The following is a 15989-nucleotide window of genomic DNA, read 5'->3' as shown; positions in this document are numbered from 1 at the left end:
ATTACTGAATGTCTAAATTTGCTATTCCCTTCTTTGTCGGATCTTAGTCGACATTAATGCCTCACGACGGTGAGAATAAAAACTGCATTTAAGATGGATTAAATAATGTCAGCCCATGCAAATGAAACATCAGCAACCCAAGAGCAACTGATTGATATTGGATATTATATTCATTTAATCAAGAAACGCTGGCTTTCTATCTCCTTCTTTACTCTACTCTGTACAGCAATTGCTGCCCTGGTTGCGTTATCTATCACGCCTACATACCGTGCGACAGCAACCCTCCTTATTGAATCGCAACAAGCCAAAGCGATTTCCATTGAAGAAGTAGTAGGAATAGATAGCCGTGCGAACGAATACTATCTCACACAATTCGAGATACTAAAGTCCAATCAAGTCGCACAGCGCGTCATCGACAAGTTGCAACTGAGTCAGATTGAGGAGTTTAACCCTTCAATCGCTGCAAACAATGAGCCTGGCTACGAAGAACAAATTAAAGACTGGTTGCGCTCGCATCCCGTTATTGACTCTTTCTTTTCATCAAAAACAAATATTGCGAATGACCCAGCGTTAGAACAAGAAGCGATAAATCTACAAGTATTGAAAGCATTTAAATCCAAACTCACAATATCACCCATTCGTAAAACGCAGCTAGTTCATATTTCCTTTGATTCACAAGATCCAAAGCTTGCCGCTGAGATCGCGAATGCTGTGGGCTATGCATTTATTGAAAATAATCTGGAATCTAAGCTTATCGCCACTGATAAAGCAAATGGCTGGCTAAACGAGCGACTCACAGAGCTCAAACAAAACCTAAATTCCTCAGAGCAAGCCCTGGTTCAGTTTCTACAACGTCAAGAGCTTATCGACGATAGTGGTATTGCCGCTTTAACCAGCAATGAACTTCAAAACCTGACCGATAGAATTGCAGAGGCGACAGATCGAAGAACGAAAACCCAAGCACTGTATAACGCGCTGAAAAGTAACCCTAACGCGGACATCGCGACCCTTAGCGCTAACGCCCTGATTTCGAACCATCCACAAGTGCGTGACATCCGTCAAGCAGAGTCAGAAGCAGAAAAAGAAGTCAGTCAGCTATCGAAGCGCTATGGCCCTAAGCACGACAAAATGATTCAAGCCAATGCCAGGTTGAAGTCGGTGCAACAAAGAGCGGAAAACCTAATCTATAAGCTGATTAATGGCGTCGAAAAAGAGCTTGCTAGTGCCAAAGAACAAGAGCAGCTCCTAAAACAAGAACTATTGAGTAAGAAAGAAGAGTTTCAATCGCTAAGTGTTGTTAAGAGTGAATACGACGCGCTAAAGAGAGAGGTCGAAAGCAACGCCAAGCTGTATGACTTGTTCTTAACTCGGCAGAAAGAGACCTCTGCAACCAGTGATTTCAGCGCAGCCAATGCTCGCTTCAGCGACCATGCACTTGTCCCACAAAAACCTTTTAAGCCAAATCGAAAGCTCTTCGTGGTCATCGCTTTAGTCGCAAGCATGGGTTTTGCGTGTGTGCTTGTGATTTGCCTGGATGCATTCAACAACACAATTTCTTCAGCAAGAGACTTTGAGAACAAACTCGGCTTATTGCCAACCGGCACAATCCCATTGGTAAATGCCAAGGAATATAAACGTCATCACATCGATGCTTCCGTTTTTAGCAATAGTAAATTTGCTGCGTTTCAAGAGTCCATTGACTCCATCCGAACGTCGCTCTACCTGAGTATGCCTAAAACTGAAAGGAAATTTCTGGCGCTGTCTTCTTCTGTCCCAGGTGAAGGTAAAACGACAACAGCAGTAAATCTCGCCCAGTCTTTTGCAAGTATCGAAAAGGTTCTGCTGATTGATTGTGATTTGCGAAAACCTTCAGTGGGGATGCGTTTTGGACTCCCGAATAGCCACCCGGGACTGACCAACATTTTAGTGATGAATGCATCACCCAATGATTGCATTACGACCGTTGAGGGAACCAATCTGGACGTTCTGTCAGCTGGGTTAATTGTTTCCAATCCGCAAGAACTTCTGAGCAGCAGCTCTTTCTATAAGCTCATTGAAGAGCTGGCCAAAAAGTACGATCGCATCATCTTTGACACGCCACCTATTTTGCCAGTGAAAGATGCATTTATCGTCGGAAAGTTTACCAAGGGTATTGTGCTCATTCTGAAAGCCAATAGCACAAGCAAGTCTGTGTATAAGCACACCATGTCCTTATTTACGAAACATCAAATATCTATTGATGGCGTAGTGATAAATCAGGTTCCTCAGCCAAAGAAAGGCACACATACCTACTCTGAGTATTCTCGCTATGCCTACGGAAACATGGAAAGCTAAGGAAAGCATATGACAACCGCAATTAAAGTTCTTACTGTCTTCGGCACCCGCCCAGAGGCAATCAAAATGGCGCCTTTGGTTCACAAGTTAAGTCACGCTGAGGGCATTGAGGCTAAGGTATGTGTCACCGCGCAACATCGCGAAATGCTTGATCAGGTTCTAGATTTATTTGATATTGAGCCGGATTTTGACTTGAATGTGATGAAACCAGGACAATCGCTTTATGAGGTGACAAGCAATATTCTTTCCGGCCTAAAACCCGTACTTGAGGATTTCAGACCCGATATAGTTCTTGTTCATGGAGACACAGCGACAACACTTTCTGCCAGCCTGGCTGCCTATTTCCAACAAATTGCCGTGGGACATGTCGAAGCGGGACTTCGTACAGGTAACATTTACTCACCTTGGCCAGAGGAAGGGAACCGTAAACTGACCGGGGCAATATCAACGCTTCACTTCGCACCGACGAAAACGTCAGAAAATAACTTACTCGCCGAAGGTGTCGACGCAAAGAGTATCTCCGTCACAGGAAATACCGTTATTGATGCGCTGTTTCTTGTTAAAGAAAAGCTAGAGAATGACCAAGACCTCAATGACACCTTAAAGGCTGTCTTTCCACAAATAGACGACAACAAAAAGCTTATTCTTGTGACTGGGCATCGCAGGGAAAGTTTTGGCGGGGGATTTGAACGAATTTGTGAAGCGCTCGTAGAGATTGCGATTCGCCACCCAGATAGCCAAATTATTTATCCTGTTCACCTGAACCCTAATGTGAGAGAGCCAGTCAACCGAATACTAAAAGGTGTGAGCAACATTCACCTGATTGAACCTCAAGAATACCTGCCTTTTGTGTATCTGATGAACAAAGCCCACATCATTCTTACCGATTCCGGTGGTATCCAAGAGGAAGCGCCTTCGTTAGGCAAACCGGTATTGGTCATGAGAGATACCACAGAACGCCCCGAGGCGGTAGAAGCTCGCACGGTCGAGCTCGTAGGAACAGATAAGAACAGAATTATAGAAGCGATAGAAAACTTGCTTAACAACGAAACCGCCTACAAAAGAATGAGCCGAGCACATAACCCGTATGGAGACGGTAAGTCTTGTCAGAGAATTATCGAGAAAATAATGAAAACATTCTCTTGAAGTCGTCAATTTTAATTTTCCTCTAAACGATTTTTCGTCGTTATCCACGAAAACTAAATCTAATTCATTTTTTATTTATTATTAAATTTCAAAGCGCATACTCATCAAAGGTATGCCTTGAGGAGCTGTTATGTCCTTTAAAAAGGTTTCCGTCATTGGCTTGGGCTACATTGGTTTACCGACTGCCGCGGTAGTAGCATCCCGCGGCATCGAGGTAGTAGGTGTCGATGTGAATCCAAAGGCCGTTGATACCATCAATCAAGGTAATATTCATATTGTAGAGCCAGACTTGGATATTGTTGTCCGCGGTGTAGTCAGCACAGGAAACCTTCGCGCAACCACGCAGCCTGAACCAGCTGAAGCTTTTATGATTGCTGTCCCTACCCCCTTCAAAGAGGGTCACTCGCCCGACCTTTCTTATATTGAAGCGGCCGCTAACGCCATTGCGCCTGTTTTAGAGAAGGGAAATCTGGTGATCCTCGAATCAACGTCACCAGTTGGCGCGACAGAAAAATTAGCAGCATGGCTAAAAGCTGCAAGACCTGATCTAACCTTCCCTCAAGACTCAGGTGATGCAGCAGACATCAAGGTTGCGCACTGCCCGGAGCGCGTATTACCAGGTTACGTACTTCAGGAACTAGTTGCGAACGACAGAGTCATCGGTGGCTTATCAAAAGCGTGTAGCGAAAAAGCCGTAGAACTATACAAAACGTTTGTGCGTGGAGAATGCATTATCACCAACGCACGAACAGCAGAAATGGCAAAGCTGACTGAGAACTCTTTCCGAGATGTGAATATTGCGTTTGCCAATGAGCTTTCTATGATCAGTGACAAATTGAAAATCAATGTTTGGGAACTGATTCGATTAGCCAACCGTCACCCTCGCGTCAATATACTTAACCCTGGGCCAGGCGTCGGCGGTCACTGCATTGCAGTGGATCCATGGTTCATTGTCGATAGTTGCCCAGAAGAAGCAAAAATCATTCGACAAGCTCGCTTAACCAACGATTCAAAACCTCACTACGTTATCGAGCAAGTGGCCAAAGCGGCAGATGAATTTAAACGCCCAGTCATTGCATGTTTGGGCCTAGCGTTCAAAGCGGATATTGACGATCTACGGGAAAGTCCGGCTCTGCAAATCGTTGAAGAATTGGCGAGCAAAAACATTGGGCAGATTTTTGCCGTTGAACCAAATGTCGAGTCAATACCGGAGCGACTTGTGCATGCTGGGGTCGAACAGATGACGCTAGAAGGGGCAATCGAGCGCGCCAATATTATTGTTGTTCTAGTAGATCATAAGCAGTTTAAAGAGACGGATAGCAAACAATTGGCGACTAAAGTCGTTATTGATACGAGAGGAATTTTCTAGGAAGACCAGAGGTGTATGTCAACAGTTTAGGATATACATAGTGCGCTTGGGAATTAAGTAACAGATCCTAGTTCCATGCATACACCTCTATCATCTGCCACTGAAACCATGGAGGTTATATCGAAAAAGCCATCTTCGTAGTATGTAATTATAACTATCCTACTTCTCTCGCCTAACTTTGGTTAAAAAGAATGCCTAATATCTATGTAAATAAAAGACAATTTATGAATGCCAGTCTTTTTGTATCATTTACATTGCTACTTCTAGGACATAATCTTTTTGATAGAAAAACACTATTCGCTCTGTTCGTAATACTATGTGCCTATAATATCAAAAAAATCCCATTGGTCGTATCAAGGCTTGTAAAGAATGCGCCTATATTAGTTGTAATAGGATACTGCTTTGTTAGCATCAGTTGGTCTGCCTGGATGTATAAAAGCCTAGAGGAAGCTCTAGTTCAACTAATGCTAATATTAACAATTGCAATGATCTCTTGTAGTTATAGAACAAAAGAAGTCATAGCAATATTAAAAGTCAGTCTATGTGTTGTTGTATTAGTCAACATAATATCAATCCCATTATTAAACAGCGCATCATATACAGCCGCAGGTTTGCATGGGATACATCCACATAAAAATCAACTAGGTTTAATAATGGCATTGAGTGTAATAGTTTTTGTTTTTGACTACATGGACAAAAAGTCAGCCATGACCTTATTTTTCATAGTTATTGCTGCAACACTCCTCATTCTATCCATTTCAAAAACATCAATGTTTCTAGTTGCTTTGTCTGTTGCAGTATCTTTTGCGATAAAAAACACAAAAATAGACATCAATAATGCATCCATTCCATCACTAAAAATATTCACTCTAATATTAACGATGGTAGCTATGGCTTTTTTAATAATCAATAGATATGAAATTTTGGATTATCTCTACTACAACTTAAATGAAGAGTTATTAACCGGAAGAGGAAAGTTGTGGTTAACAATGCTAATCCATTCAGAAGACAACATAGTTAATGGGTTTGGATTCAACTCCGTTTGGGGAAAGAGTGATTATTCGGAAATATATTTTACAGAATTATATAGAACCAATCCACTATGGATTGAAGCACTCGCTGCTTCGGACAGTGGATATATAGACATAACGGTTTCTTTAGGAATAATTGGTCTATGCATATTCTCTTTCTTCATCATAAATACGATGATAAATTTAATCATTATAAAAAACTCAACTTATTTTGCTGTGTTGTTTAGTTTTTTGTTTTTCATTGCATGTCATAACATAACCGAAACCTCATTTTTACTTTCAACCAACATACTTTGGGTTCTGACGATTTTGACATCTTTTTTAGCAATTGAAGAAATAGAGAACTACTAATGTCAAAAATGTCAAACATAAAAAAAGCAGCATGGTATGCAGTAGAAAACTCAACAATGATTGCATTCGGTTTAATAAGTGTAATCGTCGTAGCTCGAGTATTTGGTCCCGAAAACTTAGGAAAACTTAGCTTTATACAAGCTTTGTCAGCCACAACAATGTTCTTAGTTACTCTCGGCTTAGATCATATAATTGTTAGAGAACTAGCAAAAAAAAATGATGACTATGATTTAATTTTCACATCAATGATAATCCAAATCATCGGTTGGATTGCTCATGTGATTTTTGTAATTTTTTCTATTTCGTTCATTGGCAAAGAGCCTATTGAAATAAGCTTAATCTATATAACAATATCCGTGTTACTAGCAACTTACTTTTCTAGGGGAACTGTACTAAAGTTATTTTTCCAAGCAATAAACGCACCAAAAAAAATTGCCATATCCGCCATAATTTCAAGAGTAATTTCACTAAGCTATCTTACAGCAGCTTTAGTTCTAAATTTTGATTACCACCTAGTGATAATCTTTATCCCAATACAAGCTTTCGCTCAATTTTTGGTACTCCTATTACAGTTTTTTTGTTGTAGAAATATAGATATCAAAAGCCTTAAATATGATCACAGAAGATCAAAGTCACTACTCAAAGAAGCACTTCCACTCATAGGCTCCTCGATGTTGTTTCCGATATTTATGCAAGGCGACATACTACTTATTTCGTCAATTCTAGATGAGAAAAATACAGGAATATACAGCTCAGCAACTAGACTTGTGTCTCAGCTAGTATTTATTGGTCATATCGTTACAATGACTTTTTACTTAGCGCTATCTGATAAATATTTCGGAAAAAGCAAAGACTATGAGTTATTTTTAGATGGCCTAATAAAAATTCTTTTCATACTAGGGTTTGGGATAGCTTTGACTGTATACTTGCTCTCAGAGCAAATCATAAGCACCCTTTATGGAGAGAAGTTCATTGGCGCAGAGAACATTCTCAAGATTATTTGCTGGAATTTAGTGTTCATTTTTCCTGCAGCTTTATTTTCTAGACTTCTTGTGCTACAAAATCTTGCGAAATATGAATTCATAAAATCTTTAACAATTGCTATATTTAGTTTATCTATGAACTTTATATTTATTGAAAAATACGGAATCATTGGAGCGGCAGTTGTTTCTCTATGTTCATACATTCTTGCCGATCTAATATTCTACTCACTATTCAAGCAAACGCGCCACATATTCAAACAAGCCATTTTATCTTATGCCACTACGATTTTTAACCCACCTAAAGCAATGAAAAATATCATGAATACTCTGGAGGCAAAGTAGTGTATCTATCGATAGTTATGCCTGTATATAATGGTGACGTTTTTATAGTGGAAGCACTTAAATCTTTCTTTACTCAGTATCATGACCAGATAGAACTGATTGTTATAGATGATGGTTCAACTGACGATACATATAAAGTAGTTAGCGAAAACTTCAAGGAACATATAGCGAAAGGCGTTCTGGTATTATGTCATCAATCAAATGCTGGCGTAAGCGCAGCAAGAAATAAAGCAATAGGTATGGCAAGAGGAAAGTATGTAACATTCCTAGATGCTGATGACATTCTTCTAGACAATTACACAAACTCTATAATTGATGTAATTGAGTCCTACGATATGGACGTAATTGAGTTTGGCTTTAAAACATTTATAGACTCAGACAAGATTAACTCATGTGATGAACAATTTGTCCACGAGAATTTTGGATTGATTGAGTTTAAATCAATTAAAAACGTAGTATATGAAAAATCCATCTGGTATCCGTGTATCCGCGCATTCCGGAAGACTTTATTTGATAATTATTCATTCCCCGTCGGCGTTCGTTTCTGTGAAGACATGATGGTACTTACAAAAATATATGAGAATGTTAAGTATGTATATCATATTGACCGCACTCTATATGGATATCGAATAAATGATGCAGGAGCAACACGGAACATAAAACCCGATTATCACTCAAACCTACTGACGTTTTACTATTCATTACCAAAAATAGACGCTATACATATAGACTACATTAAAATAAATCTATCTTATTTACTATACAAGTGCTACAACGGAGCAAAATTACCGCTTCTAGTGAGAATTGAATTTCTCAAACTATTTCTAAAGTATGCCTTTGATGGAAATTTGAATTCGAGGAAAAAGTTGATTTTAGGATTCCCAAATTCACATCGTTTACTGAAGAGGATTTTAAAGAAGTGAAAGTGTTTTTTAGGATCTCTAAGTTGGGATTTGGTGGAGCAGAGCAAGTTTTCTTATCTATAGCAAAAGAACTGGGAAAAATTGAAGATGTAGAAATCTCCTTTATCGTCGATAGTAGAAATGGAGAAAATGTAAAAACAGCTGAAGAACTTGGTTTTCGTGTTATCAGTTTGGAAGCTAGTCGAACAATGTCCTCTATCTTTCCATTGATAAATCTCCTTAATCTTGAAAAACCTGAAATCATGATCTCAGCTTATACTGACACCAATGCCGCATGTCTAATTTCGAAGGCCCTGTCAAAGTCACACTGTAAGGTTATTGTTAGTGAACATGCATCTTTAAGGGAACATTGGCGGAACAAATCAATCGTTAAAAGATTTCTATTGAGGCTTTATGTCTCTTATATCTATCGGTTAGCTTCAAGAGTAGTATGTGTATCAAACGGTTTAAAAAATCAAGTTCAATCCTTGTTAGGTTCGAATACACCTATTGAAACAATCTATAACCCGGTGCGATATAAACCTTATGAACATATAGCAGAGAGGAAAATGGAACGTCATATTCTACAATTACTTTCCGTTGGTAGAATAAGTAGGCCAAAAGACTACTCAACATTGATTAAGGCTATTCCACTAATTTTAAAGGAAAGAGAAGTAAGCTTAACCATTGTTGGAGGTATATTCTGCGAAAAGGAATATGAAAAGCTGAAATCGTTAATCAATGGTTTAGGTATAGATGACTATGTCCACTTCGTAGGTTACACCGATAACGTAGCTAAATACTATAAATCGGCAGATATATTCATTCTCAGCTCTGCTTGGGAAGGATTTGGAAATGTTATTGTTGAAGCGATGTCTTTCGGACTACCTGTCGTAGCGACCAACTGTAATTACGGACCATCTGAAATTCTTGATGGTGGCCGATATGGACGTCTAGCGCCGGTTTCAGATAGTTACTCGTTGGCAAAGGCTATCCTCGAAGAAGCAGAAAGTCCTTTAGTTAATCAGTCTGAATTGATATCTAGATCCACTGATTTTTCTGAAGAAAACATTGCGTCTCAATATTTCACTGCAATTACAAGAACTTTAGATGAAAAAATATAGTTTCCTATACTTGGTAAAATCTGACCTTTATCGACAAAATGGAAAGGTAAGCTTATTACTATTCCTTAAAGATATCTTATTCAGAAAAGGGTTCAAGTTTGTTTTTTGGATGAGGGCGGCAAAGCATTTCGATTCATTTCCTTTGATTCGATACATACCAAAAATTATATATTCTTATTACAAAAGAGTCTATGTTTCTGATATTAACTACAGGGCAGATATAGGTCTTGGATTTTCCATATACCATGTTTTTTGCACCTCCTTTGGGTCTTCAGTAAAAATTGGTAATAACGTAACTATTGTTCATGGAGTAACAATAGCAGGTAAAAATGGCAAATTTCCAGAAATAAAAGACAACGTATATATTGGAAGTGGCGCCTGCATCCTCGGGGGTGTAGTTATAGGTAATAATGCTATAATTGGAGCAAATGCAACTGTGACTAAAGATGTACCCGACAATGCAGTTGTTGTAGGAAATCCTGCCCGCATCGTTTCATATAATGGCTCTTCAAGTGCTTTGGTTAATGTGTGGAAGGAGGACAATTGAAAGAGCATATAGTTACTATTGGCACAGGAGCCAATGGTGGAATAGATTCTGTGGTAAAGGGGTATGAAAGCGATGGTCTTTTCGATTCATACTCACATATTCGAGTCGTTAGCCATCTTGGAAAGTCGAAATTTCATGACCTATGGCTTTTTGTAAATGCAATACTTTCTCTTTTTAAAGTCTTTTTAAGAGTAAGAGTTAAAATCTTACATTGTCATATGTCTTATAAAGGGAGTTTTTGGCGAAAACTTACGTTTGTATTAATTGCTAAATTGTTTAATGTTCGTACCCTAGTCCATCTGCATGGTTCTGAGTTTAAGCAGTATTACTCCTCTAGATCCAGCCTGACGAAAAATTCCATACTATGGCTAATTAGAAATGTTGATGAGTTCGTTGTACTCTCAGATAGTTGGAAACTTTATATAGAAGGGATTTCAGGTCGCAATGTCACTTCAATTAATAATTATGTAAACATCAATAGTGTCGCCACTACTCGACTAGAAGGACATATCCTATTCTTAGCTGCATTTATTACCAGAAAAGGTATTTATGACCTATTGAATGCCTGCACATTACTCAATCGAGATTTCCATCTACATCTATGTGGCGCCGGAGAGGATGAGAAAGTTAGGCAGCTCGTCGGAAAGCTCAACTTAACAGAAAGTGTGACCTTCCATGGCTGGGTAGATGCAAACACCAAAAAGGATCTTTTAAGTAAGTGCAGTGTAATGATTCTTCCATCATACAATGAAGGGTTACCAATGACGTTGATCGAATCATTGGGCTGCAAAATACCGGTCATCAGTACTCCAGTAGGTGCTATATCAGAAGTTATAGTAGACGGCGAAACAGGGTATTTGGTGGAACCAGGCTCTATTGATCAAATAGCAGATAAATTAAATTATGTGCTTTCCTCACCACCAGAACTTAATGCAATTGTAGATAATGGACATCAGAAATATGTCGAGAACTTTACTTCGGAGGTTATACTGCCTAAATGGCAAAGTATTTATGAAAAGATGTCATAGTGCTCCTAAAATAATTTCTTCACTTATTCTTCTATCTTTATCTCCTCAGGCTTTATCTATTCAAAAATCAGAACAATTGGACAGTATAGCGAAATCTCTTAGTGCAGTTGATCTCGTTGAACACTTTGAAGTCGAGTCTTATTATGGGAAAACAATTATTGCGGAAAATGGAAAGCTAAAATTTTCCATCACGGGGACTCAGAAAAAGGTAAACAATGGCCGTCGTTCTGAATTAGCAATCGACTTTCCCTTCAAACTAGAAGATGAAGTCATTTATAGTTATGAACTATTTATTCCAAATGAGTATCAAAGTGATATACATGGCCGATGGTCCCTAATAAGCCAATGGCATGACCAACCTAATCCCAACAAGGGAGAAACATGGGCGAATTTTCCGGGTCGAAGCCCACTCGTTGCTCTATATGACAAAGTAGTAAATGGTGAAACCATTATTACAATTGTTTATGGTGACCAAGCCAGAGCTATACCAATTAATATCGGCACATGGAACAGTATCGTATACCATTTTCGTTGGTCTAATAGTAACAGTGGGGTTCTTAACTTAAAAGTAAATAACTCTAATTTCACTTTTAAAGGACCAAATATGCACAACGACTATCAGCATTATCTAAAGATTGGACTGTATCGACATCCGGATATTACCACAAACAATCATGTCTATTTTAGAAATTTAAAAATCATCAAAAAAATCTAGGTTAAACATCATGGATCGTATTGAACTTCTAGGTTCTCCAATGCATGTATCTACAATGGAAGAAACGGTGTCTTTCATTGAGGAAAAAGTTTCAAAGGGAGAATTTTTGCAACATGTCGTCGTCAATGTCGCCAAAATAGTCAACATGAGAAAAGATAAAGCATTAGCTGAATCAGTAAAGTCATGTGATGTCATTAATATCGATGGTATGGGCGTCGTTTTTGGAGCTAGGTTTCTTGGGTACAATGTACCAGATCGAGTAGCTGGAGTAGACTTGTTTCATGAACTTCTAAAGATGAGCGCGAAACGAGATTTTCCGGTCTTTTTGCTCGGTGGCACAAAAGATGTAGTTATCAAAACCCACGACAAAGTACTCGAACTTTATCCTAATTTAACTATTGCTGGTTTCAATGATGGCTATTTTTGGGACAACGAAGAAGTTGTAGTAGATAAAATTAGAAATTCTGGTGCGAAGTTGCTTTTTGTAGCCATTACCTCTCCGAAAAAAGAAAACTTCATTAACAAATGGAAGGAAGAGCTCGGCGTTGATTTCGTTATGGGAGTTGGAGGGACGTTCGACGTAGTCGCCGGTAAGGTAAATCGTGCTCCGGTATGGATGCAAAAAACTGGTTTGGAATGGTTTTATAGGGTGATACAAGAACCACGAAGAATGTGGAAAAGGTATCTAGTAACAAATACCAAATTTGCTTATCTATTAATAAGGAATAAGATTTCAAAAAAGTAAGCCAACAACCCTTTCCTTTGTCGATAACACACTCATATTAAAAGCTAACTTCTATTCGCCTAAAATTAAGGATGATAATGAAAAATATAATTAGTATAACGCTATTATTATGCTGTTCTCAGGCTTCAGCACTTGAAAACAAGTACAGTGCCTTAGTGTTTGAAGATTTTAGTTCACCCCACTCTTCTAGTGATGGACCCTTGGCAATTGGAAATGATGCAAATCTTAACGGTTATGGCATTCTCTATGGGAACCATGATTTCCCACCAGAAGAATATGCACTAGTTGTTGGAGGAGATCTTTCTTACGCTAACGGACAGGTGTATTACGGAAGTGTCATTACCGGTGGGGATATTTCTAATGTTTCTGAATCAGTTCGCTCTAGTTTGTCACCAGGTAGCGATATAAATGGCAACTCCATCTTACCGATTGACTTTAGTGATTTAAGAAACAAAGCAATGAATTTTTCTTCAGTGCTAAGTAAAAGAAAGGATACAGGTTCGGTTGTCTACCAATGGGGGGGGATCTATCTAGAAGGTGACTGCTCAAGTGATTTTCATGTTTTTAACGTTGATGGTATCGCTCTTGAGAAAGCGCACACCCTCGCATTGAGCTGCGTCCCTGAAGGCGCAACGGTTATTGTTAACATTAACGGTAATATGAATGACTTCAAAGCATTGAGCAACATCAGTCTTTCGGATTTTATTCCAAATCGCACTAAGACAGTTTTCAACTTGTACGAAGCAACATCGCTTTCAATATCAGGTGTGGCAATAGAAGGTTTACTGTTGGCCCCATTCGCTGACATTTCTGCTCCTTCAGGCTCTTCATCAGTGGGTATCATAGCAAATAGCTGGCAGGGGTCTATGTCACTTGCCTACAAACCATTCAATGGCCGTATACCAGGGACCAATGAGTCAGTAGATATGTCTTTGAAATGGCACTGGAATGGTAAAGGTTTTATGCCAGACCACAGTCAGGTCATGGTTTCCCCGATTATTGGCCAACTCAACGATGACAATGGAGATGGAAATATCGACAGTCTCGATTCAGCGGATGTTGTCGTTGTAAGCTTCAAAGGAAATGATTACAAAGGAACAGGCATAGTCCGAGCATTGAGTGGTATTGATGGAGTAGAGCTTTGGTCTTACGAAAATGGTTTTGCATCGGTAGATCCAAGATTTACTCCTGCTCTCGGGGACGTAGATAATGATGGATTCATAGAAGTTGTTGCAGTCGATGATAGCAATCGACAATTAGTCATATTCAACCACGATGGCAGTGTAAGCAAAAGAATTGAAATGGCTGATACGCTAGCAGGCAATGTCACTTTGACAGACATAGATAGCGATGGCTCTATTGAAATCCTTGCTGGCACTAGCGCCTACAACTATCACACCGGTATGCTATTCAAAATGCATTGGGTGGCTGATCACATTTCGGTAGATGTTGATCGTGATGGCATTTCTGAGGTCTTATCCGGAAACAAATTGTTCGACAGTAACGGTCAGCTATTGTGGAGCCATCGCTCTAACGAGCTAGCTTGGTTTAGTTCTGTTGTAGATACAGATCGGGATACTTTCCCCGAAATCCTTGTGTCTTTCCCAGATCCTAAAGATGGGGAAAGCAATCTAAGTTTGTTGTCTCATACAGGTAACGTTATATGGGAAGCATTTACTTCAGGACAAGGTGGTGGTGCTCAAGCCATTGGTTCGTTTCTTGGTGCTGACAAATTAGGGATTGCTGTAGCAGGTTATAACTCAGTAGATATGTTTAATACCAAAGGTATGCTCATTTGGAGTAAAGATATTAACGACGAAACAAGTGGTAAAGTTGGCGTAACGTCGTTCGATTTCGACAGCGATGGTATTCAAGAAGTGGTTTTACAAGATCATGAACACCTTTACGTCTTGAACGGTGAATCAGGTGAAGTAAGAGCTAAAGTACCTAATTCAACAGCGACACTGTGGGAGTACCCCGTTGTCGTAGATCTCGAAGGTGACAACAATGCTGAAATAATTGTTGTTTCTAACAACTATCACCCACTCTACTCCAAAACTACAGGTGTTCGTGTATTTGAATCCTCCAATAAAAAAATGCCTTGGCAGAACGCCACCCGCATTTGGAACCAGCATTCATATCACCAAACCAATATCACACAAGAAGGTAAAGTTCCGCAGAACGAACTGCCAAGTTGGCTTTTGAACAATTCCTACCGCTCTAGCTCGTTGAGGTAGGGTTTGCTTAGTGGGCTTGGAAGCGTCTAGCGCTCCAAGTCCGGTTTTGTTTTTTAAAAGGGATAGTCACTTTGGTATGCATTAGGATTCGAAGCAGCATATGAAGCTAAATCTTGTTTCTATCGTCACACTTGTGCTCGCTTCTCTATTACTCATTGCCAGCCCACTTTCATTGACGAATGCTCTGACTTCGAAAGCAATGACGTCGAGGTTAGTGTCGTTTGCTCACCATCCTGAACAGACGATACGCCGAAGCGACGAACAGTTAGTCAATACCGCATTCGGTTTGGTTGGAACAGCCCACCAGCTAAACAATCTTGTGTTGTTCAGCCAGTGGATGTCTTACCTCGAACAAGGGGGTGAGCCCTACCTTGATTCACAATCAGTTTTACAAACCAGCACCCATATAAGACCGGTTTGGTCCAACACTTACGTTGAATTGGCAAAGCTCTCTGAATCAGAGAGTGAGCGTGATAGATACATCAATTTGGCTTCGCTGTTCGGCCCATATGCGCCATCAAGTCGATTACTCATGATTGAAGACACTTTTACGAGTTGGGAAAAAGCAGATTTGGATAAACAAGTTTTGGCATCTCAGCATCTGGTTTCTCTTGCCCGTATATGGCGTCACAGAGATGCGCTGGACACTATGATTTCTTATTCCCCTGCAAAACAGAGAATGTGTAACCTATTGGCTTTCAATACTATTAAGGTGAGAGCTTGTGCATAGCGTTCAAAAAGTGCCGTTTTTTATCCTCGTCGCAATGCTGTCTTTACTGGGTGCTGCTTCAGTACTGAAATCTACTGGTATTTTTAGTATCCATGTAAGAGAGACCGAACTCATGGTAGGTGGTGCCATTTATCTGCATATGGTCGGATCTTTTACACTGGGGATGCTCTGCCGCTTAGCCTCATCGAAGGGAATTGTTTTAGGACTTCCCAGCACAGCTCTCTTTGTACTGCTCTTGGTCGTACTGGACGAATCACTGCAGTCCCAAATCCCATCAAGACAGTTTTCCTGGCTGGATATGACCGTCAATGTTTTTGGCGTACTGCTTGGTACATATTTTTGCAGCGCAATTGCGACAGTTCGTTTAAAAACAAAAGCAAATCACTGATTGAGCTTTTCTAACGG

The 15989-nt window shown here is 39.7% G+C and carries 14 protein-coding genes; all 14 read left to right on the top strand.

Features of this window, described 5'->3' with window-relative positions; all coding sequences use genetic code 11:
* Window positions 1-105: 105 nt before the first annotated feature.
* The 14 genes from KU854_RS17220 (at window position 106) to KU854_RS17155 (ending at window position 15972) form a co-directional block, all read left to right on the top strand.
* Complete coding sequence (locus KU854_RS17220; RefSeq protein WP_218359657.1) at window positions 106-2334, top strand: GumC family protein; 2229 nt, start codon at window positions 106-108, stop codon at window positions 2332-2334.
* Window positions 2335-2343: 9 nt separating this feature from the next.
* Entirely contained in the window at window positions 2344-3480 is a 1137-nt protein-coding gene (gene wecB / locus KU854_RS17215) for a non-hydrolyzing UDP-N-acetylglucosamine 2-epimerase (RefSeq protein WP_218359656.1), read from the top strand.
* Window positions 3481-3610: 130 nt separating this feature from the next.
* On the top strand, window positions 3611-4849 hold the full coding sequence (gene wecC / locus KU854_RS17210; RefSeq protein ID WP_218359655.1) for a UDP-N-acetyl-D-mannosamine dehydrogenase: 1239 nt from the start codon (window positions 3611-3613) through the stop codon (window positions 4847-4849).
* Between the two features lie 224 nt (window positions 4850-5073).
* Window positions 5074-6231, top strand: coding sequence for an O-antigen ligase family protein (locus KU854_RS17205; protein WP_218359654.1), 1158 nt, complete (start codon window positions 5074-5076; stop codon window positions 6229-6231).
* The gene (locus KU854_RS17200; protein WP_218359653.1) at window positions 6231-7556 is read left to right on the top strand and encodes a flippase; all 1326 of its coding nucleotides are present in this window, start codon (window positions 6231-6233) and stop codon (window positions 7554-7556) included. The genes KU854_RS17205 and KU854_RS17200 overlap by 1 nt, the downstream gene beginning before the upstream one ends.
* Before the next feature lie 17 nt (window positions 7557-7573).
* Complete coding sequence (locus KU854_RS17195) at window positions 7574-8479, top strand: glycosyltransferase family 2 protein (protein WP_255555629.1); 906 nt, start codon at window positions 7574-7576, stop codon at window positions 8477-8479.
* Window positions 8476-9582, top strand: coding sequence for a glycosyltransferase (locus KU854_RS17190; RefSeq protein WP_218359651.1), 1107 nt, complete (start codon window positions 8476-8478; stop codon window positions 9580-9582). The genes KU854_RS17195 and KU854_RS17190 overlap by 4 nt, the downstream gene beginning before the upstream one ends.
* A complete protein-coding gene (locus KU854_RS17185; RefSeq protein WP_218359650.1) occupies window positions 9569-10129 on the top strand; it encodes a serine O-acetyltransferase in 561 nt (186 codons plus the stop codon). The genes KU854_RS17190 and KU854_RS17185 overlap by 14 nt, the downstream gene beginning before the upstream one ends.
* Window positions 10126-11157, top strand: coding sequence for a glycosyltransferase family 4 protein (locus KU854_RS17180; RefSeq protein WP_218359649.1), 1032 nt, complete (start codon window positions 10126-10128; stop codon window positions 11155-11157). Before KU854_RS17185 ends, KU854_RS17180 begins: the two co-directional genes overlap by 4 nt.
* Complete coding sequence (locus tag KU854_RS17175; RefSeq protein WP_218359648.1) at window positions 11141-11872, top strand: heparin lyase I family protein; 732 nt, start codon at window positions 11141-11143, stop codon at window positions 11870-11872. The genes KU854_RS17180 and KU854_RS17175 overlap by 17 nt, the downstream gene beginning before the upstream one ends.
* A 10-nt stretch (window positions 11873-11882) precedes the next feature.
* A complete protein-coding gene (locus KU854_RS17170; protein ID WP_218359647.1) occupies window positions 11883-12617 on the top strand; it encodes a WecB/TagA/CpsF family glycosyltransferase in 735 nt (244 codons plus the stop codon).
* Between the two features lie 77 nt (window positions 12618-12694).
* On the top strand, window positions 12695-14854 hold the full coding sequence (locus KU854_RS17165) for a choice-of-anchor A family protein (protein ID WP_218359646.1): 2160 nt from the start codon (window positions 12695-12697) through the stop codon (window positions 14852-14854).
* A gap of 100 nt (window positions 14855-14954) precedes the next feature.
* The gene (locus KU854_RS17160) at window positions 14955-15584 is read left to right on the top strand and encodes a hypothetical protein (protein ID WP_218359645.1); all 630 of its coding nucleotides are present in this window, start codon (window positions 14955-14957) and stop codon (window positions 15582-15584) included.
* A complete protein-coding gene (locus tag KU854_RS17155; RefSeq protein ID WP_218359644.1) occupies window positions 15577-15972 on the top strand; it encodes a VanZ family protein in 396 nt (131 codons plus the stop codon). The genes KU854_RS17160 and KU854_RS17155 overlap by 8 nt, the downstream gene beginning before the upstream one ends.
* The last annotated feature ends 17 nt before the right edge of the window (window positions 15973-15989 follow it).

The sequence above is a fragment of the Enterovibrio paralichthyis genome, from assembly GCF_019209835.1.
Lineage (GTDB): Bacteria > Pseudomonadota > Gammaproteobacteria > Enterobacterales > Vibrionaceae > Enterovibrio > Enterovibrio paralichthyis.
Note: the sequence above shows the minus strand (reverse complement) of the source record. Positions and strands in the feature narration are given on the sequence as shown.

Bases quoted from the DNA above. Each gene is read 5' to 3' on its own strand.
- KU854_RS17185 (WP_218359650.1), top strand. From the start codon at position 9,569: ATGAAAAAATATAGTTTCCTATACTTGGTAAAATCTGACCTTTATCGA.
- KU854_RS17170 (WP_218359647.1), top strand. From the start codon at position 11,883: ATGGATCGTATTGAACTTCTAGGTTCTCCAATGCATGTATCTACAATG.
- KU854_RS17165 (WP_218359646.1), top strand. From the start codon at position 12,695: ATGAAAAATATAATTAGTATAACGCTATTATTATGCTGTTCTCAGGCT.
- KU854_RS17220 (WP_218359657.1), top strand. From the start codon at position 106: ATGTCAGCCCATGCAAATGAAACATCAGCAACCCAAGAGCAACTGATT.
- wecB (WP_218359656.1), top strand. From the start codon at position 2,344: ATGACAACCGCAATTAAAGTTCTTACTGTCTTCGGCACCCGCCCAGAG.
- KU854_RS17200 (WP_218359653.1), top strand. From the start codon at position 6,231: ATGTCAAAAATGTCAAACATAAAAAAAGCAGCATGGTATGCAGTAGAA.
- wecC (WP_218359655.1), top strand. From the start codon at position 3,611: ATGTCCTTTAAAAAGGTTTCCGTCATTGGCTTGGGCTACATTGGTTTA.
- KU854_RS17195 (WP_255555629.1), top strand. From the start codon at position 7,574: ATGCCTGTATATAATGGTGACGTTTTTATAGTGGAAGCACTTAAATCT.
- KU854_RS17205 (WP_218359654.1), top strand. From the start codon at position 5,074: ATGAATGCCAGTCTTTTTGTATCATTTACATTGCTACTTCTAGGACAT.
- KU854_RS17175 (WP_218359648.1), top strand. From the start codon at position 11,141: ATGAAAAGATGTCATAGTGCTCCTAAAATAATTTCTTCACTTATTCTT.
- KU854_RS17160 (WP_218359645.1), top strand. From the start codon at position 14,955: ATGAAGCTAAATCTTGTTTCTATCGTCACACTTGTGCTCGCTTCTCTA.